The organism is Chelativorans sp. J32 (assembly GCF_000518985.1).
GTDB lineage: Bacteria > Pseudomonadota > Alphaproteobacteria > Rhizobiales > Rhizobiaceae > Chelativorans.
Genome location: NZ_JAEQ01000020.1, coordinates 77515 through 102648, shown reverse-complemented (window position 1 = coordinate 102648; position 25134 = coordinate 77515). Strand labels below are relative to the sequence as shown.

22 protein-coding genes and 2 pseudogenes are annotated in these 25134 nt (G+C 61.3%); 8 read left to right on the top strand and 16 right to left on the bottom strand.

The genetic code is table 11. From position 1 onward, the window contains the following. Window positions 1–495, bottom strand: a 495-nt coding sequence (locus CHEJ32_RS26410; RefSeq protein ID WP_156936755.1) for a FadR/GntR family transcriptional regulator, incomplete at its 3' end; no start/stop codon positions are given. Between the two features lie 156 nt (window positions 496–651). Between CHEJ32_RS26410 and CHEJ32_RS0120420 the strand changes: the two genes are divergently transcribed. After that, window positions 652–2247, top strand: a complete 1596-nt coding sequence (locus CHEJ32_RS0120420; protein WP_028035446.1) for a gamma-glutamyltransferase family protein — start codon at window positions 652–654, stop codon at window positions 2245–2247. 76 nt (window positions 2248–2323) lie between these two features. Beyond that, complete coding sequence (locus CHEJ32_RS0120415) at window positions 2324–3310, top strand: bile acid:sodium symporter family protein (RefSeq protein ID WP_028035445.1); 987 nt, start codon at window positions 2324–2326, stop codon at window positions 3308–3310. A 114-nt stretch (window positions 3311–3424) separates the two neighbouring features. Here CHEJ32_RS0120415 and CHEJ32_RS0120410 read toward each other — a convergent pair whose 3' ends face one another. From CHEJ32_RS0120410 to CHEJ32_RS28095, 8 genes are all read right to left on the bottom strand, one after another. After that, window positions 3425–3886 carry a GFA family protein gene (locus tag CHEJ32_RS0120410; RefSeq protein ID WP_028035444.1) on the bottom strand — a complete coding sequence of 154 codons (462 nt, stop codon included), beginning with the start codon at window positions 3884–3886 and terminating at the stop codon, window positions 3425–3427. 268 nt (window positions 3887–4154) lie between these two features. After that, window positions 4155–5264 (bottom strand): enolase C-terminal domain-like protein, encoded by a 1110-nt coding sequence (locus tag CHEJ32_RS0120405; protein ID WP_028035443.1) that lies wholly within the window; start codon window positions 5262–5264, stop codon window positions 4155–4157. Between the two features lie 37 nt (window positions 5265–5301). After that, the gene (locus tag CHEJ32_RS0120400) at window positions 5302–6204 is read right to left on the bottom strand and encodes an ABC transporter permease (RefSeq protein WP_028035442.1); all 903 of its coding nucleotides are present in this window, start codon (window positions 6202–6204) and stop codon (window positions 5302–5304) included. Then, window positions 6201–7157 (bottom strand): ABC transporter permease, encoded by a 957-nt coding sequence (locus tag CHEJ32_RS0120395; RefSeq protein ID WP_028035441.1) that lies wholly within the window; start codon window positions 7155–7157, stop codon window positions 6201–6203. The genes CHEJ32_RS0120400 and CHEJ32_RS0120395 overlap by 4 nt, the downstream gene beginning before the upstream one ends. A 35-nt stretch (window positions 7158–7192) precedes the next feature. After that, window positions 7193–8764 (bottom strand): ABC transporter substrate-binding protein, encoded by a 1572-nt coding sequence (locus tag CHEJ32_RS0120390; protein ID WP_051469810.1) that lies wholly within the window; start codon window positions 8762–8764, stop codon window positions 7193–7195. Between the two features lie 22 nt (window positions 8765–8786). After that, entirely contained in the window at window positions 8787–9830 is a 1044-nt protein-coding gene (locus CHEJ32_RS0120385) for an ABC transporter ATP-binding protein (RefSeq protein WP_028035439.1), read from the bottom strand. Next, window positions 9827–10372, bottom strand: coding sequence for an ABC transporter ATP-binding protein (locus tag CHEJ32_RS28100; RefSeq protein ID WP_371179817.1), 546 nt, complete (start codon window positions 10370–10372; stop codon window positions 9827–9829). The genes CHEJ32_RS0120385 and CHEJ32_RS28100 overlap by 4 nt, the downstream gene beginning before the upstream one ends. Beyond that, window positions 10272–10844 (bottom strand): ATP-binding cassette domain-containing protein, encoded by a 573-nt coding sequence (locus CHEJ32_RS28095; RefSeq protein ID WP_371179816.1) that lies wholly within the window; start codon window positions 10842–10844, stop codon window positions 10272–10274. The genes CHEJ32_RS28100 and CHEJ32_RS28095 overlap by 101 nt, the downstream gene beginning before the upstream one ends. An 89-nt stretch (window positions 10845–10933) precedes the next feature. Here CHEJ32_RS28095 and CHEJ32_RS25530 point away from each other — a divergent pair. Then, window positions 10934–11922, top strand: a pseudogene (locus CHEJ32_RS25530) (enolase C-terminal domain-like protein). Between the two features lie 34 nt (window positions 11923–11956). Here CHEJ32_RS25530 and CHEJ32_RS0120370 read toward each other — a convergent pair. Next, window positions 11957–13060 carry an amidohydrolase family protein gene (locus CHEJ32_RS0120370; protein WP_028035438.1) on the bottom strand — a complete coding sequence of 368 codons (1104 nt, stop codon included), beginning with the start codon at window positions 13058–13060 and terminating at the stop codon, window positions 11957–11959. 2 nt (window positions 13061–13062) lie between these two features. Beyond that, a complete protein-coding gene (locus CHEJ32_RS0120365) occupies window positions 13063–14136 on the bottom strand; it encodes an amidohydrolase family protein (RefSeq protein WP_084032887.1) in 1074 nt (357 codons plus the stop codon). A gap of 236 nt (window positions 14137–14372) precedes the next feature. On the opposite strand from CHEJ32_RS0120365, the gene CHEJ32_RS25525 reads away from it, so the two are divergent. Further along, window positions 14373–15626 carry an alpha-hydroxy acid oxidase gene (locus tag CHEJ32_RS25525; RefSeq protein ID WP_051469807.1) on the top strand — a complete coding sequence of 418 codons (1254 nt, stop codon included), beginning with the start codon at window positions 14373–14375 and terminating at the stop codon, window positions 15624–15626. 11 nt (window positions 15627–15637) lie between these two features. On the opposite strand, the gene CHEJ32_RS0120355 is transcribed toward CHEJ32_RS25525, so the two are convergent. From CHEJ32_RS0120355 to CHEJ32_RS26885, 3 genes and pseudogenes are all read right to left on the bottom strand, one after another. Continuing rightward, entirely contained in the window at window positions 15638–16051 is a 414-nt protein-coding gene (locus CHEJ32_RS0120355) for a Rieske 2Fe-2S domain-containing protein (RefSeq protein ID WP_028035436.1), read from the bottom strand. 31 nt (window positions 16052–16082) lie between these two features. Next, on the bottom strand, window positions 16083–17177 hold the full coding sequence (locus tag CHEJ32_RS0120350; RefSeq protein ID WP_028035435.1) for an amidohydrolase family protein: 1095 nt from the start codon (window positions 17175–17177) through the stop codon (window positions 16083–16085). Between the two features lie 50 nt (window positions 17178–17227). Continuing rightward, window positions 17228–18196 (bottom strand): annotated as a pseudogene (locus CHEJ32_RS26885) (amidohydrolase family protein); the annotation flags it as partial. Between the two features lie 244 nt (window positions 18197–18440). On the opposite strand from CHEJ32_RS26885, the gene CHEJ32_RS0120340 reads away from it, so the two are divergent. Next, window positions 18441–18764, top strand: coding sequence for a 2Fe-2S iron-sulfur cluster-binding protein (locus CHEJ32_RS0120340; RefSeq protein WP_028035434.1), 324 nt, complete (start codon window positions 18441–18443; stop codon window positions 18762–18764). A gap of 40 nt (window positions 18765–18804) precedes the next feature. Continuing rightward, window positions 18805–19533 (top strand): SDR family NAD(P)-dependent oxidoreductase, encoded by a 729-nt coding sequence (locus CHEJ32_RS0120335; protein WP_028035433.1) that lies wholly within the window; start codon window positions 18805–18807, stop codon window positions 19531–19533. 10 nt (window positions 19534–19543) lie between these two features. On the opposite strand, the gene CHEJ32_RS0120330 is transcribed toward CHEJ32_RS0120335, so the two are convergent. Together CHEJ32_RS0120330 and CHEJ32_RS25510 are read right to left on the bottom strand one after the other, a co-directional pair. Beyond that, entirely contained in the window at window positions 19544–20920 is a 1377-nt protein-coding gene (locus CHEJ32_RS0120330; RefSeq protein WP_034658859.1) for an FAD-binding oxidoreductase, read from the bottom strand. After that, window positions 20913–22592, bottom strand: coding sequence for a thiamine pyrophosphate-requiring protein (locus tag CHEJ32_RS25510; protein ID WP_051469806.1), 1680 nt, complete (start codon window positions 22590–22592; stop codon window positions 20913–20915). The genes CHEJ32_RS0120330 and CHEJ32_RS25510 overlap by 8 nt, the downstream gene beginning before the upstream one ends. A 453-nt stretch (window positions 22593–23045) precedes the next feature. Here CHEJ32_RS25510 and CHEJ32_RS0120320 point away from each other — a divergent pair, with 453 nt between their 5' ends. Together CHEJ32_RS0120320 and CHEJ32_RS0120315 are read left to right on the top strand one after the other, a co-directional pair. After that, window positions 23046–24065, top strand: coding sequence for a TRAP transporter substrate-binding protein (locus CHEJ32_RS0120320; protein WP_028035431.1), 1020 nt, complete (start codon window positions 23046–23048; stop codon window positions 24063–24065). Window positions 24066–24113: 48 nt separating this feature from the next. After that, the gene (locus CHEJ32_RS0120315) at window positions 24114–25133 is read left to right on the top strand and encodes a TRAP transporter substrate-binding protein (protein ID WP_028035430.1); all 1020 of its coding nucleotides are present in this window, start codon (window positions 24114–24116) and stop codon (window positions 25131–25133) included. Window position 25134: the final 1 nt, after the last annotated feature.

Genomic DNA, 25134 nt, shown 5'->3' with positions numbered 1-25134 from the left:
CGCGCAAAGGCGGCCCAGGATCGGCTCCAGCTCCATGCGCACCTCGAGCAGTTCCGCCGGCGTCGTATGGATGCCCGTGCGCAGAAGCTGGACGGGCTNGCGCGGGCGCTGGGCTGAGACGAAAGTGCCCTGGCCCTGCCGCCGCCAGATGATCCCCTCCGCCTCCAGCAGCGCGAGGGCCTCGCGCAGCGCGCGCCGGCCGACCCCCATATGGTCCGCAAGCTCGCGCTCGGGCAGAAGCCGGCCGTCTTTGGCGAACCCGCCATCCTCCAGCGCCGAGCGCAGGCGCTCCGCAAGCGGCCCCCCTCTCTCTTCCTGCATCACGGTTCCCCCTCCGATATCGAACCAATCTGAACCATTTCTCACGAGAAAGCCATACATAGCGAGATTGCGACCGCCGGCCCAAACCAATATAAGGTCTGCGCGAAGTGCTGGCGCATCGACTGCGCCAGAATCGAGCAGCCGAACCAATTCGAATGGTTTGGCTCTCTTCAAGGTTAGGCCTTCCGCCGATGGGAGGAGTGCGACACGGTCGGAAAGGCTTCATGGAGTGCGATCGCCATCCGCAGGCGGCGTCTGCACGATGATAGGAAACGTGCTGGAGGGGGTTCGGGTCCGCGCCGTCCCGCAGCAGTGGCAGGGTGGTGAACAATGAGCAAGACCTTCAACTACGATCCTCTTTATTCCACGCATCGCGTGCCGGTCTTCGCGCGCAATATGGTGGCGACCTCACAGCCTCTGGCCGCCCAAGCCGGCGTTCGAATGCTCCTCAAGGGAGGAAACGCAGTCGACGCCGCCCTGGCCACAGCCATCGCGCTGACCGTGGTCGAACCCACAGGCAACGGCCTCGGCAGTGATGCTTTCGCAATCGTCTGGGACGGCCGCGAATTGCACGGCCTCAACGCCTCCGGCCGCTCGCCGGACGGCTGGACGCCCGAGCGCTTCGCGGGTCGCGACGAGATGCCGATGCGCGGCTGGGAAAGCGTCACCGTGCCGGGCGCCGTCTCCGCTTGGGCCGCCCTGTCGGAGCGCTTCGGAAAGCTACCCTTCGAGACGCTGTTCGAACCCGCTGTGGACTATGCCCGCAACGGCTTTGCCGTCTCTCCCACCATCGCCAAACTGTGGCGCATCGGCGGTGAGCCACTCCGCGATCAACCAGGCTTTGCGGAGGCTTTCCTGTCGGAAGGGCGAGCGCCGGCCGCGGGCGAAATCTTCCGCAACGAACCGCTGGCCGAAAGCCTCGAAACCGTTGCAGCCAGCAAGGGCGAAGCGTTCTACCGCGGCGATCTGGCCGCCAAGGTCGCGGCCTTCGCGCGCCAGCATGGGGCTGCCCTTTCGGAGGAAGATCTTGCTTCCCACACTGTCGATTGGTGCGGCACGATCTCCACGCACTTTCGCGGCGTCGACCTGCATGAAATCCCGCCGAATGGGCAGGGTATTGCCGCACTCATGGCGCTCGGCATTCTCGAGCACACGAATATCCAGGACCACGAGACCGACAGCATCGCTTCCCTGCACCTGCAGATCGAAGCGATGAAGCTGGCACTGGCGGATGTCGCTCGCTTCGTGGCCGATCCGGCAGCGATGACGGTGGGGCCGAAGGCGCTGCTCGACCCAGCCTATCTTGCCGGACGCGCAAGGCTCATCAACCCAGCTCTGGCCGGCGATCCGCAGGCGGGCGCGCCTACCGAAGGCGGGACGGTCTACATAACCACGGCTGACCAGTCGGGAATGATGGTCTCCTATATCCAGTCGAATTATGCTGGGTTCGGTTCGGGCGTGGTGGTGCCCGGTACGGGCATCCATCTGCAGAACCGCGGTTTCGGCTTTACGGTTGAGCCCGGGCATCCGAACCAGGTCGGGCCGCGCAAGCGGCCGTTCCACACCATCATCCCCGGCTTCCTGATGAAGGGTGGCGAACCCCTGATGAGCTTCGGCGTGATGGGCGGCCCCATGCAGGCGCAGGGGCATATGCAAATGGTGCTGCGCACGCATCTTTACGGCCAGAACCCACAGGCCGCGAGTGATGCCCCGCGCTGGCGCTTCGTGTCCGGCAGGAAAGTTGCCGTGGAATGGGCGATGCCGGACCAGATCGTGGCAGGACTGGCAGAACTCGGGCATGAGATCACCCGGGAGAGCCCTGATAGCAGCTTTGCTTTTGGCGGTGCTCAGCTTATCTGGCGTCTCGATGGAACCTATGTCGGCGGCTCAGACCACCGCAAGGACGGAGCGGTCATCGGCTTCTGATCACGAAGACCAGTTGGCGAATGGATCAACAAGGAAGAAATGTCGCGGCGCATAGCTGCGCAGACGGAGAACATTCATGTCCCTTTTCGGACGGCTGAAGCGGATCGGGATCGACACATATATGCTGCTTCTCATCGGCACCGTGGTCCTTGCCGCGGTGCTGCCAGCCTCAGGAGGCGGAGCGGTCGTCGTGTCGCAGGTGGCTTATTATGCAGTGGCCCTCCTGTTCTTCGTCTATGGTGCCAAACTCAACACTTCGGCCGTGGTGGCGGGCCTGACGAACTGGCGACTCCAATTCCTGGTGCTCGCTTTCACCTACATAGCCTTCCCTCTGTTCGGACTCGCTTTCTTTTATGGGCTCGGCCCCTGGCTGGATGAATATCTTGCCCTGGGATTGCTTTTCCTGGCGGTGCTGCCGTCTACGGTCCAGTCCTCGATTGCCTTTACGTCGCTCGCGCAGGGAAACGTACCCGCAGCGGTATGTGCGGCTTCGCTCTCCAATCTGGTCGGGGTTTTTCTCACGCCCGCGCTCGCCGCCTTGCTGCTGCACACGAGCGGGGAAGGCGTGAACACGGACGCTGTTCAGGGGATAGCCATCCAGATTCTGCTGCCCTTCGTGCTGGGACAGATCGCCCGTCCCCTGATCGGCGAATGGATTGCGAGGCATAGAATGGTGACCCTCGTCGTCGACCGCGGATCGATACTTCTCATCGTCTATTCGGCATTCAGCGCCGGCATGGTGGCCGGGATCTGGAGCCAGATCGATGGGTCGATGCTCGCTATCACCATCGCGGCTGACATCCTGCTCCTTGCCGCAGTGATGCTCCTTGGCAGGATGGTCGGCCAACTCACGGTTCTTCCTCACGAAGACCGAATGGTGCTGTTGTTCTGCGGAGTGACCAAGAGCCTCGCGAGCGGCCTGCCGATCGCCAATATCCTTTTTGCCGGTCAGCCTGTAAGCTTGATCATCCTCCCGCTCATGCTGTTCCACCAGATCCAGTTGTTCGTTTGCGCCATCATCGCGCAGCGTCACGCAAACCGGTTGGTGATGGTGCCGGGCTAGAGCGGCGGCCCCCAAACCGGGACCCTGTCTCGGGAAAGGACGATCCGGGGGTTCGATACTTAGTCCTTGTGCGTTCCCAAGGGACGCACCGGTGCTGTCGTGACGGCTCCCTTTTTACCGCCCCGTCCACGTCACATATTCCTCCATCAAGCCCTCATAGGCATCCAGAGGCGGCAGCGTCTCGTAGCTATGCACCGCGCCGGTTTCCGCGAAGGGCAGTTTCTCTGCCGTCCAGGTTTCGATGAACGGCGCGAAGCCCGAGGCATCGTCCAGCATGGTCGGACGCAGGTTGACGAACCAGTCCATGCCTTCCGTCCGCGTGAACATCCATGTCATGCAGTGCGGGCAAAAATAGTGATGCGCCTGTGGCCCGCGAAGGCCACCCAACACAGGCTCGCCCTGGATCACTGCGAACCCGTCGGCAGGAATGGCGGCCGAGAGCGAGAAGGCCGATGAGCTCATGCGCTGGCAGCCGGTGCAATGGCAGGCCATGGTCACCAGCGGCGGCGCCGTCACGCGGATCCGCACTTGCCCGCAGCGGCAGCCGCCTTCCCGCGGGAGTTTCCAATCGACCATCACAGCCTCCTTGCTCTTTAACGCGGCAACCATTTCACTCCATCGTAGAGGCCAAAGGCAAGGCGTGGATCGAATAAAGTAGCGGCAAAGGAATAGAGCCTCTTTGACCGGCCGGAGTCGGACAGACTTCGGCAAGCCCGCCCGATTCACCAGTCCGAGAGAAGTGTCGACGACAGATCCCGCTTCCCGGTTCTGTGGAGGAGTCGGGGACGGCATAGCAGCGATGAATGCGTCCAACAGCGAAAGGAGAGACGCCCTTTACGCCTGATTATCGCAGCACGGCGAGCTTCTTTCTCTCAATATGCGCAAAGTCGATCTCGACCCCGAGCCCCGGCCCCATCGGCGCATGCACGAGCCCGTTGCGGTCGATCTCCAGGTCTTGGACAAGACCGTATTTGTTGTTCTTCTCCGGCACGACGACTTCGAAATAATCGCAGTTCCGGATCGCCATCGCCACGTGCAGATTGGCGACATTGTTGATGGAATTCGTGCCGTGGTGGATTTCGTAGTTCATGCCGAATGCCTCGGCTAGATGCGCGGTCTTGATAGCATTGGTGATGCCACCCTTGAAGGCCACGCCGCCGCGCAGATAATCCGTCGCCTGCGCGGTAAGCCACACCGAATAGGTCTCGAGCCCGGCAAAGGGCAGTTCGGTGGCCATAAGAGGAATGTCGAGCTTCTGCTTGAGCTTGACGTAATTCGGGATTTCCCACTCGCCGAGCGGGTCTTCATACCAGAGAAAACCGAGTTCCTCGAGAGCGCGGCCCACCTTCAGGGCGGTCGGATAGTCATAGCTCCAGCTTGCATCGAGCATCAGCGCATAGCCTTCACCCACGGCTCGGCGAACGGCGCGGCAAGCTTCGATGTCGCACTGCCATGGCGAGGGTACATGGAGTTTGTATGCGGTGACGCCCCGCTCCTTCCAGGAAAGCGCTTCCTCGCCATAATGCTCCGGCGCGGAATGCGCCGGCGAGCTGATATAGGCGGGGATGCTGTGGCGGTAGGTGCCGAGAAGTGCATGAATCGGCATGTTGGCCGCACGGCCGGCCAGGTCCCACAGCGCCACATCGGCAGCGCTTAGGGCGCGTACCGTCGCTGCGCGATGCCTGGCCCACATGCGCTTGTGCAGCCGCTCGCGTTCAAGCGGGTTCTCGCCAATGAGAAGCGGCCGGATCACGTCCACGAAGCGCTGCGCATCCGCCTTCGCGCTGGAATAGGATGCCCCGAGGAAGGAATAACCGCTGATACCCTCATCCGTGGATATTTCGACCAGCCCCATTTCGCTGCTGGTCGCCGTAGAACGTACGGTGGGGCCGTAGACGACGGGGTCGAACCCATCCCACAAGAACATCTTGAGGGTGACATCGGTGATCTTCATGCCGCGATATCCTGCTGAGGGAACAGCGCCGCCGATCTCAGCCGCGCTTGACGGTGGGATCCAGAAGCACGCGGATGGATTCGCCGAGCGCGTTGAAGGCAAGGGCGGTGAACAGGATCGCCAGGCCCGGAGCATACATTTGCGCGGGAGCCACCTCCACATAGTGATAGGCGCGTGCGAGCATGCCGCCCCAGCTCGACTCCGGCGGTTGCACGCCGAGGGAAAGGAAGCTCAAGCCGGCTTCCGCAAGGAGCGCCACGGCGAGCATCAGCGTAACCTCGACGATAACCGGCTGAATCGCGTTCGGTAGGATGTGCCGGAGGATAAGGTGCATACGCGAAGCGCCGAAACCTTGTGCGGCTTCGACATAAAGCGCGTTCTTCACCACCAGGGTTTGCGCGCGCATCGTCCGTGCGAGCACTGGCGCGAAGGCGAAACCGACCGCGATCATCGCATTCGTAAGCCCGATGCCCAGGGCTCCGGTCACGGCGACGGCAAGCACAAGCGGCGGGAAGGCAAGAATGCCATCGATCACCCGGCTCATGAGCTCATCGACCCAACCGCCCACGAACCCGATGAGAACCCCCACCGGAACGCCGATCGTCACGCCAATACCTACCGCCAGAAACGCCGCGTAGAGGGCATTATGAGCGCCGTAAAGCAGCCTGCTCAGCGTGTCACGGCCAAGATCGTCCGTCCCCAGCCAATGTGCCTGGCTGGGCGGCATCAGGAGATCCAGCAAGTTCTGCTCATTGGGCGGATACGGCGCGATATAGGGCGCCAGAAGGGCAGCAAGAACCAGAAGTGTCAGATAGGCAAGGCTGATCGCCGCCCGCTTGTCGGACCGGAGCCAAGCCCAGAATCGGAAGCGGTTCGGAGCTGGGAGCGAGCGCGCCGGCGCGGTAGTCGCGGCCGGAATGGTCATATGGGTGTCAGTCATGTCGATGCCGCCACTCTCGGATCGAGGATCGCATTCAGGACATCGACGAGCAGGTTCGTCAGAATGACGACAACCACCAGCATGAGCGCAATGCCCTGCACCACGGGGATGTCCTTGTTGAGCGCCGAATAGCTGATCAGGTTCCCGACGCCGGGAACCGCGAAGACCGCCTCCAGGATGACCGCGCTGGAGAAGAGGCGGTTCACCTGCAGGCCGGCAATGGTGAGCATGGTGACCGCCACATTCCGCAGCCCGTGCTTCCACAGAATCGCGCCCGAGCCCAACCCCTTCGCCCGCAGCGTGCGGATATATTGGGAGCCCAGCACCTCGAGCAGTGCGCTGCGCACCTGTCGGGCAAGCACCGCGACCACGCCGACGGAGAGCGCGATGGCCGGAAGCGTCGCGTAATAAATCGCCTCGAACGGATTTTCACCGAAGGAAACGGCGCCTGTTGCCGGGAAAACATGCCAGGACAGCGCGAACATGGTGACGAGAATGATGCCCAGCCAGAAATTCGGGATCGCCACACCGAGCGAGGCGACGGTGGTGATCAGCTTGTCGAGGGTGGAGCCCTGACGGGTCGCCGCGGCGATGCCGAGCGGAATGCCGACGATCGAGCCAAGGACCAAGGCGTAGACCACCAGGAGAATCGTATGCGGCAGCCGATCCACGATCAGCTGCGCCACCTCCTCGCTCGAATAGAGAGAGGTGCCGAGATCGAAATGAACTGCCTTCCAAAGCCAGGTAAGATACTGGACCAGCATCGGCTGGTCGAAGCCATGAATTTTGCGAATCTCGGCTATGCGCTCCGGCGTTGCATATTCGCCGGCCATGATGATTGCCGGGTCGCCAGGCATCAGGAAGACGAGCGAGAAGACCACGAACGTGGCCACGAGCGCCACGGGTATCAATTGCCCCAGCCGCCGCACGACCATCAAGGTGATTGCATTCATCTTCCCGCTCCCGGCAAGCCGTCCATGATTGGGCCTTAGGCCTGTTCGAGCCACACTTTGTGGAATTTCGGCCTGTTCAAAAGTCCGAAGACGAACTCGTGCAGTCTCGGCGTTCGCACGGTCATGCTGGCGGACATATATTGCGGCAGATGGAGCGCGTTTTCGAGAACGAAGCGCTGCATGCGATACATAACCTTCTGCCGCGGCTCCGGCTCGAATGTGGACAGCGAAGCGTCCATCAGTTCGCGGAAACCCGGGAGTTCGATCTTGCCCGCATTGCGGTACGCGTTGCCGGAAAATTGGCGATCATAAGTGATGCTGGGGTCGGGCAGACCGCCGGTCGGCGACAGGAGCTGGTGTCCCTTCTTTTCGTCCAGGAAGTTCTGCATGGCCTGGGCAGGAGGCACGGGCGTAACCTTAAGGCGGATGCCCGCCTGGGCAAGCTGGCTGCTGATCACCTCCTGCCGCTGGACCGCAGCCTGATCGGGCCAGCTCCAGGTTTGGATCTCGACGCCGTTCGGAACGCCAGCCTCGGCAAGCAGTTTCTTGGCGCGGTCCAGATCATGCGTGTAGTAGTTTTCCGTCTCCGGATCATTGGCCCAGAAACCGGTGGGGAACATGCTGCAATGACCCTGGCCGAGGCCAAGCACGAGCACGCGGTTCAGGTCCTCGCGGTTGAGGGCCCAATTCATGGCCTGGCGGATGCGCACGTCCGAGAGCGGGCCTTCCGCGTAATTCAGGAAGGACGTGTAGTAGATCAGCGAAGGCGTCGCCTCGGCCACGACATTTTCATCGCGCCGGGCTATCGCGATCTGCTGTGCAGCAAGGTTCAGCGCCACATCGGACTGGCCAGCCATCACTGTCCGCGCAGCCGTGTTGAGCTCGTTGATGATACGGAACTCGATCGCATTCAGATAAGGCTGGCCGTCCTGCCAATAATTGGTGTTCTTCTCGACCTTGATGAGATCATTGTCGCGCCATTCGACAAATTTGAACGGACCGGTGCCGACAGGGTTCCGATCCACATTGCCATCGGCGGCTTCCTTGACCGACTTGGGGGAGACGATGCAGCGGGGGCGGTCCGACAGAGCTGCCGGCAATGAGGCGTCCGGATGCTTGGTCCTGATGGTGACCTGATACGGCCCTGTCGCCTCGACCTTGTCGATCGAAGCGACGTCCGATTTGACGTTGGAGCGCGCATAGTTCATGCAGCGCTCGAGATGAAAGACCACGGCTTCCGCGTTGAACGGCTCGCCATCATGAAACTCGACCCCCTCGACGAGTTCGAGCACCAGCGTGGTCGGATCGGTGAACGTCCACGATTTCGCCAGCATCGGCTTCAGTTCGAGCGTGTTGGGGTCGAAGTCGATCAAGGCGTCATAGATCGCAAAGAGCGTGTTGAAGTCCGGATTGTTCCGGCCTGTCAGAGGATCGAGCGCGGCAGGATTATAGGGCATCGCGACTCGCAACGTGCCACCGGTGGTCGGCTGGGGCGCCTGAGCCCGCGCTTGAGCCGGCAAAACCAGGGAGCCGCCGAAAGCAGCCGTGCCCGCAAGCATCGCACGGCGGGTGATATTGGGCAGCCTCTTGCTGGAACCCATCGTCATTTCGCTCCTCCTTCAAACATTTTCACAAACCCGCCGAGGCTTCGCTGATCCGGCTGGGCTGGACCGCCAGCGGCTCTGCTTGGGCCATCAGCTCCTCTGCAAAATGGCAGGCCACGTGCCGTCCCGGCAGCAACTCGCGCTGCTTTGGCTCGTCGGCTCGGCAAACATCCCGCGCGCGTGGGCAGCGCGTATGGAAGCGGCATCCGCTCGGCGGATTGACCGCGCTCGGAATCTCGCCTTGCAGCACGATGCGCTTGCGCGCCTTCGCCCGATCCTGAATGACCTCCGGTTCGGCCGAGCGTAGAGCCTCTGTATAGGGATGGAGCGGGCGGTCAATCACGTCCCGCGCCGGACCGAACTCGACGATCTTGCCGAAATACATCACCGCGACACGATCGCTTATATGGCTTACCACACGCAGATCGTGGCTGATGAAAACATAGGTGAGGTTGAACTCCTCCCGAAGTCTTGCGAACAGGTTCAGCATGTCTGCCTGAATGGAAACATCGAGCGCCGCCACCACCTCGTCGCAGACGAGGACCCTCGGCTCCAGCATGAGCGCGCGGGCGATGTTTGCGCGCTGCTTCTGGCCGCCGGACAGCTCATGCGGGTACCGGTTCGCCATCTCCGGCGGGAGCGCAACCCGCTCCAGCATCGCAAACGCCTTCGCGATGCGGTCCGCGCGCCTACCCTCACGCGCGATGTGGAGCGGCTCGCAGAGGCTCTGCAGCATCGTCATCCGCGGATCGAATGCCGCGTTCGGGTCTTGTGCAATGATCTGATATTTGCGCCGATGGCGGTTGAATTCGGAACTTGGAAGCGCAAGCGGCGAAACATCGCCATGCATGAGCTCTCCCCCGCTGGGCCTCAGCAGGCCCACCATTGCGCGGCCGAGCGTGGATTTGCCTGAGCCTGACTCTCCGATGATGCCGAAGATCTCTCCCTTCTGCATTGCGAAGGTAACGCCGTCCACCGCCTTGATGACCGCCTGATTTTTTCGGCCGAAACTTACATGCAGATTTTCGACCGAAATGGCGGGGCCGACCGGTTGCATGGTGGAGTTCATGTTCCGGCTCCCGCAAGCGAAAGTTCCGCAAAACGATGGCAGCGCACCTCGCGGTCTGCAATGTGCTGGATCGGCTGGGTCGCGCTGCATTCCGGCACCGCGTAGGAACAGCGCGGCTCGAAGCGGCAACCTGCGGGCATGGCGCGCAGGGAGGGCACCCGGCCGGGAATGGATGGCAAGGTACCGCGCGGGCGGCTGCTGTCGGGGATCGAATGAAGCAGGCCCGACGAATAGGGATGGCGCGGGCTTGCGATCACGTCCCACACCGGACCGCTTTCGACCACCTCCCCCGCATACATCGTAACCATGCGATGGCAGCTTTGCGCCACGAGCCCCAGATTGTGCGTTATGAAGAGAATGGCGGTTCCCGTTTTCTGGGAAAGCTCAAGAAGCAGGTCCATGATCTGAGCCTGGATGGTTACATCCAAAGCCGTGGTAGGCTCATCGGCAATGAGCAGCCTGGGCTCGCAGACCAGTGCCATGGCGATCATCACACGTTGGCGCATGCCGCCGGAAAGGCTCATGGGATATAAAGTCGCCACATGCCGGGGAGATGCGATGCCCACGGCATCGAGCGCCTCTACCGCGCGTTCGTCGGCTTTCCCTTCTGGAGATCTTGAAATGTCGCCGCACCGTTTCGGCGATCTGGTGGCCGACAGTAAAGACCGGATCGAGGGCGCTCATAGGCTCCTGAAAGATCATGCTGATATGGCGGCCGCGGATACGCATCATTTCGGCCTCGCTCGCAGCAACCAGATCGGTGCTGCCGAACATGATCTTCCCGCCGAGCTTGGAGGTGCGCGGCGGCACCAGCCTCAGCACCGAAAGCGCTGTCATGGACTTGCCGCAGCCGCTTTCCCCGACCACACCGACAATCTCGCGGGGCTTCACCGAAAGGGAGACATTGTTGAGAACCTGCACCCAGCCTTCTTCGTCGCGCAGGGATAGTGTCAGGCCCTGAATATCCAGAAGACTTTCCTGGGCCGTTTCAGACCCGAAGGTGACATGCTGCATCGGCTCCTCCCGATTGTGCCGCTGCGATCTGCGAATTGTTAGCACATTAAGTACCGTGTTGTGCAAGCTTCCCCTAAAAAAATGTATACATGGTATGCGTAGGAGGAGATACGCTGGAAGGCTGTCGAAATGGCCACTGGGGCGACGTCGCGGCGGTTATCATACGCAACCATTACGCGCCGCTTCTCGAAGGGCGCGACTGCCTGGCGCACGAATTTCTCAATGATCTGATGTGGCGCTACTCGCAACGATTCGGCGAGAGCGGTTTTGCAAGCGTCGCCAGAAGCGCCATCGACCAAGCCCTATGGGATCTCAAAGGCAAACTGCTCTCCAAACCAGTGTATACATTGCTTGGAGGCCCCTGCCGACAGGAGGTGGAGCTCTATGCCACGACCGATGACCTGGACTGGGCGATGGAATTGGGCTTCCGGGCCTTCAAGATATCCAACCCGGCCCATTATTCCGATGGTCTGGAGGGCCTGAACAGGCTCGAAGAGAAGGTCGCCAATGCGCGGGAGATCGTTGGCCCGGACGCCGAGCTGATGCTCAATCCGAATATGTCCTACAATATCCAGTTTGCGATCCAGGTTATGGAGCGTCTGGCACCCTACCGGTTGCGATGGCTGGAAGAACCCCTGCCCCCATACGATCTGGAGGGATACCCGAACTCAAGCGCGCCTTCCCGACGATGCCGATCGCGACGGGCGAAGATCATCACGGAAGGCATGCCTTCCGCCAACTCGTCGAGCGTCGTTGCGTCGATATTTTACAGCCGGACCTGCGCTGGTGCGGCGGGCTGACGGAGGGATTGAAGATATACGCAATCGGCGAAGCGGCAGGAATTCCTACCATACCGCACGCGGGCGGCAGCACGCCTGCCGGGCTGCACTTCACCTATGCCATGCCTGAAGCCCCTATGGCGGAATACTGGCTGCCAAGCGCCCCCGGCGTGGCGCTGAAGGACGTGCCTCCGGTGCCCGGCTTTCCGGTGCCGAAGAATGGCAGGATCAAGCCATCAGACGCGCCCGGCTTCGGCCTCGAGATTACGGACCGAGAGCTACTGCCGTGGCCCGCCTGATATGACCCCGACGATGGTCATGGAGCCCCAAAGCTCATTCGAGCTTGAACAAGGACACCGCATTCTCGCGAAAGACGGCCGCCTTTTCCACAGGCGATAGCGGAACCTTGAAGACATAGCGCGGGTCGTCGAAATCCCAATGCGGATAGTCCGTCGAGAACATCAGCCGGTCGATGCCGATCCAGCGCAGGATGTCGTAGAGATGACGGTTGTTTTCCGGCTCTTCGATCGGCTGGGTGGTGTACCAGAAATTCACGCGCATATATTCGCTCGGCAGGCGCTTTACATGGGGAACTTCGCCGCGCATCCGCTTCCACTCGCGGTCCATTCGCCATCCGAGCGAGGGTACCCATGAGAATCCGCCTTCCACAAGGACGATCTTGAGCCTGGGGAACTCCTCGAACACGCCCTCCATGATCATGCTCGACATGACCGTCTGCAGGCTGTTCGAGGCCGCGAAGTGCTCCTCTATGTAGAAGGAGCTCCAGCCTGACGGCGTATTTGGGCGCCAGCCAAAAGCGCTGGTATGCAAACCGATCGGGAGATCGTGGTGCTGCGCTGCCTCATAGATCGGCCAATAACGCCGGCGCCCCGCCGGCTCCAGAGTGCGTGGCGGCATGGCGATCTGGACAAAGCGCCGGTCGGACACGCGCCGATCGATTTCAGCAAGCGCTTCCTTCACATCCTCCTGAGGAACGCAGATGGAGGCGCGCAGGCGCGGCTCCGGTCCGGCCCACTTATCGATCTGCCAGTCATTAATTGCAGTGCAAAGTGCTGCTCCAAGCTCCTGGTTCAGGGCCACGCTACCCGCAGCAAGCGGCTGCAGGATGCCGATCTCGATATTGCACTCCTCCAGGAGCTGTTGTCGCAGGAAGTCGAGATCGGACGCAGGCGGCCCGCCGCCGGGAGGCCAGGCGTCTCGGCGCATGCCGTTCCCCGGAGAAATCCTCGGATAGGTCATAGCGCCGAGAAAGGGGTTGCCGGTGCGGGTCGCGTAATCCCTGACGTGATTTTTCCACCGCTCGGGCAGATAGTTGAGAAGCTCCGTGGGGGTACTGAAGGCGGGATGAATATCGCAATCCACGACGCCGGTCTGCTGCGAAGCCTGTTGCGGACGATCGATAAAGGTGGTGTCCATTATCAGCCTCCGAGCCTTGGATATGTGGAAAGGGGATTGAGGCGCAGCACCTTTTCCAGAAGGGCTTCCGGGAACCCGTCCGGCAGGACATTGAGGCCTTCGAAGTGCCAGTGGGGGTAGTCGGTTGAGAAAAGCAGCATCTCGTCGCTGACGAGATGGCTCAACGCCTTCTCCAGTTCGGCCGGATCTTCCGGTCCGTCGAAGGGCTGGGATGTGACCCGCACGTGAGAGCGAATAATGTCCGCCGGCGCCTCCTTGACCCATGGGACCTCGATGCGGGAACCACGCCAATCCTTGCTCATGCGCCACATGAGCGGCGGCACCCAGGTGACGCCGGATTCGATCATCACCGTCTTGAGCTTCGGATATTTGACGAACACGCCCTCCGCGATGAGGCTTGCCACCTGAGTGGCGAAGCCCTGGGTTTGGGCAATGTGATCCTCGATCAGGAATGAGTGAAAACCGCTGTGGCTCGGGGCATGCCGAAACGCGCTGCCCGCATGCATGCCGAGCGGCAGCCCATGCCGTTCCGCCGCTTCATAGATCGGCCAAAAGGTACGACGTCCGGCGGGCAATTCACCCATTGCGATGGTGAGGATCTGAACGAACCGCTTGTCCCCCGCGCGATGCTCGATTTCCTCGACTGCTGCCTCCACATTCTGGAAGGATACGAGCATGGATGCGCGCAGGCGGGAATCCCTATCCAGCCATTTCTCCGCAAGCCAATCATTGGTGGCACGGCAAATGGCAGCAGCCAGATAGGGGTCATAAAGGGCATGGGCGCCCGAGACGACGTTGAGGATAGCGTAGCGCAGGTCGAGCGGGTCGAGGAGGTTGCGCTGCAAGGCTTCCAGAGGGTCGCCCGCAGCTTTCCAGTCGGGCCGCATATAAGGGGCCGTCCGCTCGGGGAACGACATCAACTCCAAAATGTCGACATCCCGTGACATCGCAATCTCGCGCCAGTAGTCGTCGAGATAGGGCATGAGATCGTTCCGCCGGGGCAGAGGCGGGTGCACGTCGCAATCAATCGCGCCGCTGGTAACCACCGGGGCGGAAATCTTCTGCATCACTGTCATGGGAATAGCCGTTTATCTGGATGGCGCCGGCGGGTGCGGCAACGACGGTGCGGCCGCTATGCAATTCCCTTGTTTTTCCATCGAGTTCTCTCCTCCGCGTGTTCAACGACGGGCGCCTTGAAGCGGCGTCGCCGTTCACCTCTCTCGAACGCCTCGAAGACAATATCATACATTTAACATGCTAAGCAAATTCGCTAAAAGAGGTTGGGAGGAATATTGTGCGGGAGGAGAAACGGATGAATGCTCGCGAGCGCCGCCTTGCAACATGGCGAAACCAGTTTCCTACGCTGGAAAGCCTCGAGAATAGAGCGCGACGGCGGATCCCCTATTTTACGTTCGATTATCTTGAGGGTGGCACCGGCAATGAAATGTCACGGCACCGTAACTATGCTGCTCTTCGGGCGGTCGAGATCGTCCCGCGTTACTGTACAGACATCTCCTCGATCGACCTTTCAACGGAGCTTTTCGGGCGCCGCTATGCTGCTCCCTTGGTGATCGCGCCCGTGGGCATGGACGGCGGCATTTGGCCCGGCGCGACGCGCCATTTGGCCCGGACGGCGCAAGAACTGGGGCTGGCTCATATAATGAGCACCATGGCTGCTGCACCAATCGAGGAAGTAGCGCGCCAGGCACCGGATGCATTCTGGTTCCAGCTATATAGCGCTCCCGCGGATGATCACCGCGTCACTTTCGATCTGATGAGAAGAGCTGATGCGGCAGGCGCGCGAGTGCTGGCGGTTACGCTTGACATCCCGCTCCCCGCCCGCCGTGTACGCGATATGCGCAACGGGGCGGCCGTGCCTTTCCGTATCACGCCAAAAGTCCTCCTGGGCATGCTGATGCGGCCGCGCTGGCTCGCGGCCTTGGCACGGGAGGGCGTGCCGCGCTACGCCAATCTCGCAGCCTACTGCCGTGAAGGCGCGACTAGACGGGAGATCGAAGGCTTTCTGCGCAATTGCAGGGCGGGCAGCGGCATCACCTGGGATCTGATCGCCCGCATCCGGGATCGCTGGCCCCGCGCCATGGTGCTGAAGGGGATATTGCATCCGGCAGATGCAGAGAAGGCCCGCTCGCTGGGTCTCGATGGGGTGATCATCTCCAACCACGGCGGCCGCCAGTTCGACCCCTCCCCCGCGACGATCGATCTCGTGCCGGCGATACGCGCTGCGGTCGGTCGCGATATGACGGTCCTTATGGACAGCGGCATCATGTCAGGAACGGATATCCTCAAGACCCTTGCGGTCGGGGCAGATGCAGTGCTCGCCGGACGCGGCTTCATGCTCGGCCTGGCCGCGCTGGGCCCCGATGGGCCGCGGCATGTCGCAACAGCGCTCATGGACGAATTGCGGATCGCTCTCGGCCAGACCGGCGCCCGCACGATCGCAGGCGCAGCGTCGCTGGCGGTACGGCATCGCGGGTGCTGGAAGCCGGAGGACTTTCGCGCGCCGGCGCAAGCAGGTTCTGCTGTGGCCATGCAGCCCTCCCTATGATCGGAGGAGGATCATAGCGTCAGCACGATATAATTGTCCTGCAAGGAAACCTCGTAGACCTCGATCTGGTAGGGCCCCTCCTGCAGAGCCGAACCCTTCGTCACGGAAACGTCGTAGCTCTTTACGCGCGTGCGGGCGGGGTCGCAGTACGACTTGCCGGTCCGAATATCGAATTCCCAGCCGTGCCAGGGGCAGCGCACCAGTTCTCCAGGCCGTTCGACCCAATATTGACCGGGCTCATCGGAGCGGATGAGGCCATAGATCCTGCCCTTGCAGAGACTTGCCCCCTCGTGAGGGCATCTGTTCGCGATTGCCGCGAAGGTGCCGTCCACATTGAAAATGGCGATGTCTCTTCCGGCTACGTTCACGCGCCGCGACCCGCCAACCGGGATTTCGTCACTCCTGCAGACAACATGCTGCGCCATCCGGCTTTTCCTCCTTCTTTTACCGTCCCGCTCAAGCCAGCCTGAACAGCTTGACCGCGTTGTCTCTCAAAATCGCGCGCCGCTCTTGGGGCGTCAGCGGAACCTTGAAGGCATGGTCCGGATGATCGAAATCCCAATGCGGATAATCGGTCGAAAAGAGCAGCCGCTCGGTCCCGACCCAACGCAGGATGTCGCTCAGATGCCGGTTCACCGGGGGCTCCTCCACGGGCTGGGTGGTGAGGTAAACGCAGTCGCGCACATAATCCGTCGGCCGCCGCTTCAGATGAGGGACTTCAGCTTGCATCCGCTCCCATTCACGCTCCATCCGCCAGATGAGCGGAGCGAACCAGGCAAAACCGCCTTCCACGAGGATGACCTTCAAATTGGGGAAGGCCTCGAAGACTCCTTCGAAGATCATGCTGGCTAGGTTGGTCTGGGCGGCATGAGAAAAGGCGAAATGCTCCTCGATATAGAATGAGGTCCAGCCGGCGCCCGTGTTGGCGCGCGCGCCATAAGCCGCGGAATGCATGCTTATCGGAAGATCATGGTGCTGGGCGGCCTCATAGATCAGCCAGTACCGCTTACGCCCGAGAGGCTCCAGCGAACGCGGCGTGACGGAGATCTGCACAAAGCGCCGATCCGGCGCGCGCCGCTCGATCTCGCGCACCGACGCCGCGGCATCCTCCTGCGGCACTACGATGGAACCGCGCAGCCGTGCGTCCTTGGACAGCCATTTGTCGATCTGCCAATCGTTGGTCGCCTGGCAAAGCGCTGCCCCTAGCTCCAGATTGAGCGTGCCGTGCCCCGTGCTCAATGGCTGCAGAATGCCGAACTCGATATTCAGGGGATCCAGCAACTGCTCCTGCATGAAGGAAAGATCAGAGGCGGGCGGCCCGCCTGCGGGCGGATAGGAATCGCGCCGCATGCCATGCGCGAGCCGGGGATAGGCGAGCGCCCCCACATAAACATTCGGCGTAGGCATGCCAAAGTCGCGCACATGCGCCTTCCAGCGCTCCGGAAGAAAGGCGGCGAGTTCCCCCGGCTTGGAAAAGGCCGGGTGGATATCGCAATCGACCACCCCCGCTTTGCTGGCGGCGGGGTGATCCGTTTCCAGAACCGCGTCCATAATCGCCTCACCTCTAATCTGGGGTAGGTTGCAAGCACATTGTCGCAGGCGATCTTCGGAGCAAGCCTTGCAGGCAGCATGACGGGCCAATCATTCAGTTCGCCCCTATGAGGATGCGGGAAGTCGGTGGAGAAGAGGAGCATATCCTCCGATCCAAGATGCTCGATGATCCACTCGACCTCACGGGCTTGGAGCGGGCTGTCGAAGGGTTGCACGGTCAGCCGGACGTGCCGGGCGATCACCTGCGCCGGAGGCTCCTGGACCCAGGGGACTTCTATGCGGGCACCTTTCCAATCCTTCGACATTCGCCACATCAGGCCTGGAAGCCAGCTCACGCCGGATTCGATCAGGACCACCTTCAGATCGGGAAATTTCCCGAAGCCCCCTTCTGCGACCAGACTTGCAACCTGGCTCGCGAAGACCTGGGATTGCCCGACCATTTCTTCCACTCGGAATGACGGGAAACCGCATTGCGTCGGAGCATGGCGATAACTGCTGCCGGGATGAATGCCGAGGACAAATCCGTTCCGCGCCATTGCCTCGTAGATCGGCCAGTAGATACGCTGGCCAAGCGGATGATCGCCCATGACGATGGTGAGGACCTGCACAAACCTCCGATCGTCGGCATATTTCTCGATTTCCCGGACGGCCGCCTCCGGGTTCTGAAAGGGCACCAGGAGCGAACCGCGCAGCCTTGGGTCGACATCCAGCCACTCCGCTGCGATCCAGCGATTGGTCGCCTCGCAGAGCACGGTGGCGAGATATGGATCGTACGCCGCGTGCGCTCCCGAAATTACGTTCAGGATCGCTGCCGAAAGATCGAGCGGATCAAGCAAAGCCTTTCCCAGGGAAGCCGCATCCTCAGCCGCTTTCTCATAGCCCGGCCGCCGATATGGCAGGGTACTGACCGGATAACTCATCAATTCCAGGCGGTTGATGCCGCGATAGTCGAACATCTCCCGCCAATAGCTATCCAGATAAGGGGAAAGATCGGCTTCCATGGGAAGCCTTGGATGCACGTCGCAATCTATCGCTCGCAGCCCTGCGATCACGGTCTGCCCGCTACCCTGCTCAACACCCAGCACAGCGATCTCCTCCTCGACGTCAGTGAAGAACCCGATGCCCCTCTCCTCCGGTGCACATGGCTCCGCGACCCCTTTCCAGGCCTCTAGTTAACATGTTATGCAAATTTCTCAAACTGGAAAGCGCGCCCTCGTCTCTAGCGGGTGACTTCGGCAACTAGCTGAAATTTGGGAGGGAAGAGTGGTTCAGGTCACATTCACCGACATGAAAGGGAAGCAGATTGAGGTCGATGTCGAGGAGGGTACGACCATTATGCAGGCCGCCTTTTGGAATGGTGTCGAAGGTATCGTGGCCGAGTGCGGCGGCAGCGCGACTTGTGCCACTTGCCACATCTATGTGGACGAAACGTTTCTGGATAAGGTCCCTCCCCCATCGCCGGAGGAAGAGGATATGTTGGATTTCGTCGCCGCGGAACGCCGCCCTTGCAGCCGGCTCGGCTGCCAAATCGTCCTAGATTCAGCATTGAGCGGCATTCATCTGCACATTCCGGAGCGTCAGCAATAAGGTTCTGGGACCTTGCGGGTCGTGGAGGAGGAGGAGCGATATGGAGTCTATCCAGGGAAAGGTAGCCATCGTCACAGGTGCCAGCAGCGGTATTGGACTGGGCATCGCGAGAGAAATGGCGCGCGAAGGTGCCGTAACCATCCTCGCAGCACGCAGCGGCGACAAGTTGAGGAGGATTGTCGAGGAGATCGAAGAACGGGGCGGGAGGGCCTTCGCCGTGCCGGCGGATGTGACGCAAGAAGAGGAGGTACAGCATCTTTTCCGCGAGGTGGAGCGTCTGGCAGGGCGGCTCGACGTTCTCGTCAACAATGCCGGAATAGCGGACGCGACGCCCACCGAGGAACTGGCCCTTGAACGCTGGCGCGAGGTTGTCGATACGAATCTCACCTCTGCCTTTCTCTGCAGCCGCGAAGCCATCAGGACCATGAAGCGCAACGGAGGAGGACGCATCATCAATATCGGCTCGCTTTCGGCCAAGATACCGCGGCCCAACTCGATGGCTTATACGGTGACGAAGTTTGCGATCGAAGGGCTTACCCGCTCCATCGCCCTCGACGGCAGGGACCACAACATCACGGCCTCCGCCCTGCATCCGGGGGCTACCGTCAGCGCGCTGGTACCAGGCGTCACCGACAGGCTGCAAAGCGATTGCATCGACCCGGCCGACCTCGGTCGTGTCGTTGTCCTGATGGCGAGCCTTCCGCCCGAGATTACGATGCTCGATACGACGATCCTGCCCGTCAAGGTCCCCTTCCTCGGCCGCGGCTGAGCGCAACTTTCTATCCTGCCTGGCCCATTTTCCCGGGATTCATGATGCCGGCTGGGTCGAGCGCTGCCTTTATGCGCTTCATCACGTCCACCGCCTCGCCATGCTCGCGGCGCATGAATTTAAGCTTTCCGATGCCGATGCCGTGCTCTCCGCTGGCCGTCCCGCCAACAGCCAGCGCCCGTTCGACCAACCGATCCGCAAGGCGTTCAGCTTCTGCCAGTTCGTCAGGGTTGTTCGGATCGATGAGATAAGCGGTGTGATAATTGCCGTCACCGACATGGCCGATAATCTGGCCGGTTAGCGGCGAAGCGTCGATATCCTCACGGGCCGCCACGATGCTTTCGGCCAAACGTGAGATAGGGACACAGATATCGCCGGTATAGAGATCGCAGCCAGGCCTGATCGCCTTGGTTGCCCATAAAATGTCGTGGCGTGCCTGCCATAGCCGCGCCCGCTCGGCCGCGTCGGTCGACCAGCGGAAGCCGGTTCCGCCATTCTCAAGGCAGATCTCCTCGGCGACCTGGGCTTGCTCCCCAACCCAGGCCTTGGTCCCATGAAACTCGAAGAAAAGGGTGGGCGCTACTTTCAGGTCGAGCCTGGAGTAATTGTTTACCCCGCCGATAGCGACCTCGTCCAAGAATTCGACACGGGCCACCGGGATCCCGTATTGGATCGTCGCGATCACCGCCTCGACGGCGTTCCGTATGTTCGGGAACGCGCAAATCGCCGACGAAACCTCTTCCGGAATGGGATGGAGACGCACCGTCAGCTCGGTGATGATGCCAAGGGTACCTTCCGCACCGACGAAAAGATGCGTCAGGTCGTAACCCGTGGACGATTTCCTAGCCCGCGATCCGGTGCGGATAGCGGTGCCGTCGGGCGTGACGACGCGGAGGCCAATGACATTCTCCCGCATGGTGCCGTAGCGCACGGCGGTCGTCCCGCTGCCGCGCGTCGAAGCCATGCCGCCGAGCGAAGCGTCCGGCCCTGGATCCACCGAGAACATCAATCCCGTATCGCGAAGGGCCACATTGAGCTGCTTGCGCGTGACGCCGGGCTCGACGACCGCCAGAAAATCCTCGGGCTTGACTTCAAGGATCCGATTCATGTGCCGGGTGCTGACCGAGATTCCGCCCTGGATGGGAATGGTGTGCCCCTCCATGGAGGAACCTACTCCGAAGGGCACGACCGGCACCCCATAAGCCGCGCAAGTCCGCACGATCGCCTGAACGTCCCCCTCGCTTTCGGGAAAGGCAACCGCATCCGGCATGGAAGGAGGCAGGCGCGACGTGTCGTGGCTATGGTGCTCGCGAACCGCCCCGGATGTAACGAGCCGATCGCCGAGGACCGGTTTCAGGTCTTCTATGGCACGGAAGGCTTCAAACATAGTGCGCAGCCTTTCCGCCGGGGCTGGAACCTTGCTCTTTCGGGGGATATTTCGAGGCGGCGAGTTCCTTGCATGTGATGAATTCGAGCAGCGCCGGTACGCCCTTGCGGGTCTGCTCTATGCCGCGCTGGATTGCTGGAATGATCTGGTCAGGCTCGGTTATGCGCTCGCCGTATCCGCCGAGCGCCTTCGCGAACTCCGCATAATTGCCGGAAATATCCGTCGCCCGATATCTTTCCGTTGAGACTTCCATGATCGGGAGTTCCATCGCCATGGAGAAGTTGTTGAGGAGGATGGAGAGGATCGGTATTCGCTCTCTTACGGCCGTCTCGAAATCCATGCCGGTGAAGCCGATGGCCGCATCGCCCCAAACGTTGATGCAAAGCTTGTCCGGGCAGGCAAGCTTGGCGCCCATAGCAAGGCCGAGGCCGTAGCCGAGCTGAGTGGTCTTCCCCCAGCCGATATAGGAGAGCGGCTCGGTCGACACCCAAAAGGGCGACAGCTGGTTGCGCGGGCTGCCCGCGTCATGCGTGATGATGGTATTCGCGACGTCGACGGTGTGCTGCAGGTCCCAAAGCACACGATAGGGCGTGAGCGGCGCCTCGTCGAAGGTGAGCTTGGGCATCCATTCCGCCAGCCAGCTCTCGCGGACGGCCGCGATCTCCCTCGCCACCTCATCATGCGGGCGAACAGCCACGCCACGGCGCTCAAGCTCGGCCAAGACAGCATCGAGGACGAGGCCGGCGTCACCGATCAACGCCACGGCAGCCTCATAGTCCTTGTTGATGTGATCAGCGGAAAGCGTGCCGTGGATGACGGTCTTCCCGCGAGGCATCTGCACGCCGAAGGACGTTTCGGTGAAGGAGCAGCCGATGCCGAAGATCAGATCCGATTCATCCAGGAAGTGACGCACCGTTTTGGGAATGGCAGCACCTCCGGAGCCCAATGCGAGCGGGTGGTTCTCCGGAAAGGCGCTCTTGCCCTCAAGGCTCGTGCAGACCGGAATGGCGAGCCTCTCGGCAAGTGCACGAAGCTGGTGCCAAGCGCGCGCGTAGTGCACGCCCTGCCCTGCATAGATCACCGGCCGTTTCGCCTTGACCAGAAGGTCGACCGCTGTAATGACGGCCTCGGGATCGGGACCGCTACGCGTCGAAACGACAGGCCGGTAAGCGAGCGGCTCGGGCACCTCTTCGTTCCAGATATCGTTCGGGATCTCGACGAGAACCGGCGCCTTCGATCCATTGCGCAATCGGGAGAAGGCGCGGCGGAAGATGTTTGGGATGTCAGCCGGCACATTGATCGGCTCGGCTGACTTGGTCACATGCTGCATGGCAATGACCGGGTTGAAGTTCGGCTCCACATGGGCCAACCGGCGCGGATAGCCACCGGGCATCACGAGGATCGGCACCGACTCGGAATAGGCTTGCGCTATCGCTCCATAGGAATTCTCTGCGCCAGGGCCAAGCTGCATCACGAAGACGCCGATCTTCCGGCCGGAACTCAAGCGGGATATGGCGTCCGCCATATGGATGCCCGTACGCTCCTGCCGCACGACGATGGGCCGGACGCCAGCCTTCGCGGCGTGCTCCAGGATATGGTTCACCGGATAGCCGATGACCACGTCCACACCCTCGCGCTTCAAAATCTCGACGATCGCGTCACCCACCTTCATCGGCCAATCCCCTGTTGCTTACCCCTGATGTGTATTGGCTCGGGCGACCATGGCCGGCCCGTCCTGGTGGAGGGCGCGATCTGGCGTGGAAAGCGGTCCCCCGCGCGCCGAAGGCGATCGGCAGGAGCGCCAGCCTGTGCGACCGAAGCGACTGCTCCGCAGAAATCCCGCTTTCCCGGTTGACGGATTTCGCCCGTCATGACGCTCCTCCCAGAGCCTCTCTCCGGAACCAATATGTCCTCAAGCTGAATGAGATGTCCATACGTGTATTCACAATGGGAGCGAGCGGAGCAGATTTCTGAGGCGCCTTCCAGCCCTTCCCTGGGCCGGAAATTGGGCGGACGTCTGCTGCAAACCCTTGTGCTTCGCCAAATCCTGTGATGATAGTTGCATTTGGGATGCAGAGTTGATCGCGGAGAGGGAGGCTCATTCGCGATCAAACAGGGAGGAAAAATGTATACACGAACCATCGCAGCAATTGCGCTCGCCGGCGGCATTGTCCAATCCGGTTTTGCCGCCGAGGTCGAATTCACCCTTTCCCACTGGGTCCCAGGGACACACCCGCTTCAGGTCAACGGCATGGAGTCTTGGGCGAAATCGATCAACGAGGCCTCGAACGGAAGGATCGAGATCCAGATCTTTCCCGCGCAGCAACTGGGTGCGGCGGCGGACCATTATGACATGGCGCGCGACGGCATCGTGGATATCGGATTCATCAATCCCGGCTATCAGCCGGGCCGCTTTCCCATCATGGCGGCGGCCGAGCTGCCGTTTCTCTTTGCCAACGCGAAGGGTGGCGTGCGGGGTCTGACCGAATGGTACAAGCAATATGCCGACCAGGAAATGTCAGACACTTATTTCTGCATGGCGTTGACCCATGATCCGGGGACCTTCCACAGCACAAAGCAGATCCTTGTGCCTGAGGACGTACGCGGGAAGAACGTGCGCCCGGCAAACGCGACGGAAGCCCGCTTTGTGAACCTGTTGGGCGGCGCGTCTGTTCAGGTTTCAGCCGCGGAAAGCCGCGAGGTCCTGGCCAAGGGCGCCGCTGAAATGACGCAATCGCCCTGGGAATCTCTCTACATCTTCGGCGTGGACAGCATCGTCACGCATCACCTCGACATGCCCCTTTATGCTTCGATCAACGCCTTCGTCATCAACAAGGCCAAGATGGACAGCCTCTCGGAATCCGACCGGAAGGTCATCGAGGATCACTGCACGCCGGAATGGGCGGAGAAAATGTCCAGCGGATGGGCGGATGTGGAAGCGGCGGGTCGCGACAAGATCGCGGCCGATCCGAAACACACGCTCCACAAGCCGAATGCAGAGCAGGTGCAGATGTGGAAGGCGGCCGCTGCACCGCTCACCGACGAGTGGAAGGAAACGGTTTCGAAATCTGGGGGAGATCCTGAGCAGATACTCGGCGGTCTCGTTGACGCGTTGAAGAAGTACGACTCCTACGCAGGAGAATGATTGAACTTCTCGCATACGACTGACCATATCCGTCTGGGAGGAAAAAACGTGAAATTGAAGACTCTCATCGCTTCGGCGGCGATCGTCACCTTAGCGTCCGCGACACAGGCGGCTGAGGTCGAACTGACGCTTTCTCATTGGGTTCCCGCCACACACCCGCTTCAGCCGGGCGGGATGCAGCCTTGGGCCGATTCCATCAAGCAGGCTTCAAACGGCAGGATCGAGATCACGATCTATCCCGCTTCGCAGCTCGGCGCCGCACCCGACCACTACGATATGGCTCGGGATGGCATCGTCGATATCGCGTTCATCAATCCCGGTTATCAGCCCGGGCGTTTCCCGATCATCGCGGCGGGCGAGATCCCGTTCACGATCTCGAACGGGAAAGCAGGATCGCGCGCGCTCGACGAGTGGTACAGGCAGTATTCCGAGAAGGAGATGTCGGATGTCTATGTCTGCATGGTCCATCTGCACGATCCGGGAACGCTGCATGGCACCAAGGGTCCGATCCAGGTGCCCTCCGACCTCCGCGGAAAGAACATCCGCCCGGCCCATGCCACCATGGCGCGCATGGTGAATGCGCTCGGCGCCACCTCGGTGCAGGTTCCCGCCGGCGAAATGCGCGATCTGATCAGCAAGGGCGCCGCCGATATGACGGCTTCGCCTTGGAACTCGCTGTTCACCTTCGGCGTCCAGGACGTGGTCACCCACCACCTCGACATGCCCTTTTACGCGACCACCTTCGCCTTCGTAATGAACAAGGCCAAGATCGACGGATTGTCACCGGACGACCAAAAGGTGGTCGATGATCACTGTACGTCCGACTGGGCGGAGAAGATGGCCAGCGAATGGTCCGATGCCGAGGCAGCAGGTCGCCAGAAGATCATCGATCTCGGCGGACACACCCTTTACAAGCCGAGCGCAGAAGAGGTGGCGCTTTGGAAGGAAGCCACAATGCCGCTCAATGACGAGTGGCGGCAGACCGCCGCAGCCAAGGGGATCGATGCCGAAGCTGCATGGAACGGTTTGGTCGAGACCTTGAAGAAATACGACTCCTATATCGAGTAGC

Coding starts and splice junctions, on each gene's coding strand:
- CHEJ32_RS0120420 (WP_028035446.1), top strand. CDS start 652: ATGAGCAAGACCTTCAACTACGATCCTCTTTATTCCACGCATCGCGTG.
- CHEJ32_RS0120415 (WP_028035445.1), top strand. CDS start 2,324: ATGTCCCTTTTCGGACGGCTGAAGCGGATCGGGATCGACACATATATG.
- CHEJ32_RS0120410 (WP_028035444.1), bottom strand. CDS start 3,886: ATGGTCGATTGGAAACTCCCGCGGGAAGGCGGCTGCCGCTGCGGGCAA.
- CHEJ32_RS0120405 (WP_028035443.1), bottom strand. CDS start 5,264: ATGAAGATCACCGATGTCACCCTCAAGATGTTCTTGTGGGATGGGTTC.
- CHEJ32_RS0120400 (WP_028035442.1), bottom strand. CDS start 6,204: ATGACTGACACCCATATGACCATTCCGGCCGCGACTACCGCGCCGGCG.
- CHEJ32_RS0120395 (WP_028035441.1), bottom strand. CDS start 7,157: ATGAATGCAATCACCTTGATGGTCGTGCGGCGGCTGGGGCAATTGATA.
- CHEJ32_RS0120390 (WP_051469810.1), bottom strand. CDS start 8,764: ATGACGATGGGTTCCAGCAAGAGGCTGCCCAATATCACCCGCCGTGCG.
- CHEJ32_RS0120385 (WP_028035439.1), bottom strand. CDS start 9,830: ATGAACTCCACCATGCAACCGGTCGGCCCCGCCATTTCGGTCGAAAAT.
- CHEJ32_RS28095 (WP_371179816.1), bottom strand. CDS start 10,844: ATGCAGCATGTCACCTTCGGGTCTGAAACGGCCCAGGAAAGTCTTCTG.
- CHEJ32_RS0120370 (WP_028035438.1), bottom strand. CDS start 13,060: ATGGACACCACCTTTATCGATCGTCCGCAACAGGCTTCGCAGCAGACC.
- CHEJ32_RS0120365 (WP_084032887.1), bottom strand. CDS start 14,136: ATGACAGTGATGCAGAAGATTTCCGCCCCGGTGGTTACCAGCGGCGCG.
- CHEJ32_RS25525 (WP_051469807.1), top strand. CDS start 14,373: ATGAATGCTCGCGAGCGCCGCCTTGCAACATGGCGAAACCAGTTTCCT.
- CHEJ32_RS0120355 (WP_028035436.1), bottom strand. CDS start 16,051: ATGGCGCAGCATGTTGTCTGCAGGAGTGACGAAATCCCGGTTGGCGGG.
- CHEJ32_RS0120350 (WP_028035435.1), bottom strand. CDS start 17,177: ATGGACGCGGTTCTGGAAACGGATCACCCCGCCGCCAGCAAAGCGGGG.
- CHEJ32_RS0120335 (WP_028035433.1), top strand. CDS start 18,805: ATGGAGTCTATCCAGGGAAAGGTAGCCATCGTCACAGGTGCCAGCAGC.
- CHEJ32_RS0120330 (WP_034658859.1), bottom strand. CDS start 20,920: ATGTTTGAAGCCTTCCGTGCCATAGAAGACCTGAAACCGGTCCTCGGC.
- CHEJ32_RS25510 (WP_051469806.1), bottom strand. CDS start 22,592: ATGAAGGTGGGTGACGCGATCGTCGAGATTTTGAAGCGCGAGGGTGTG.
- CHEJ32_RS0120320 (WP_028035431.1), top strand. CDS start 23,046: ATGTATACACGAACCATCGCAGCAATTGCGCTCGCCGGCGGCATTGTC.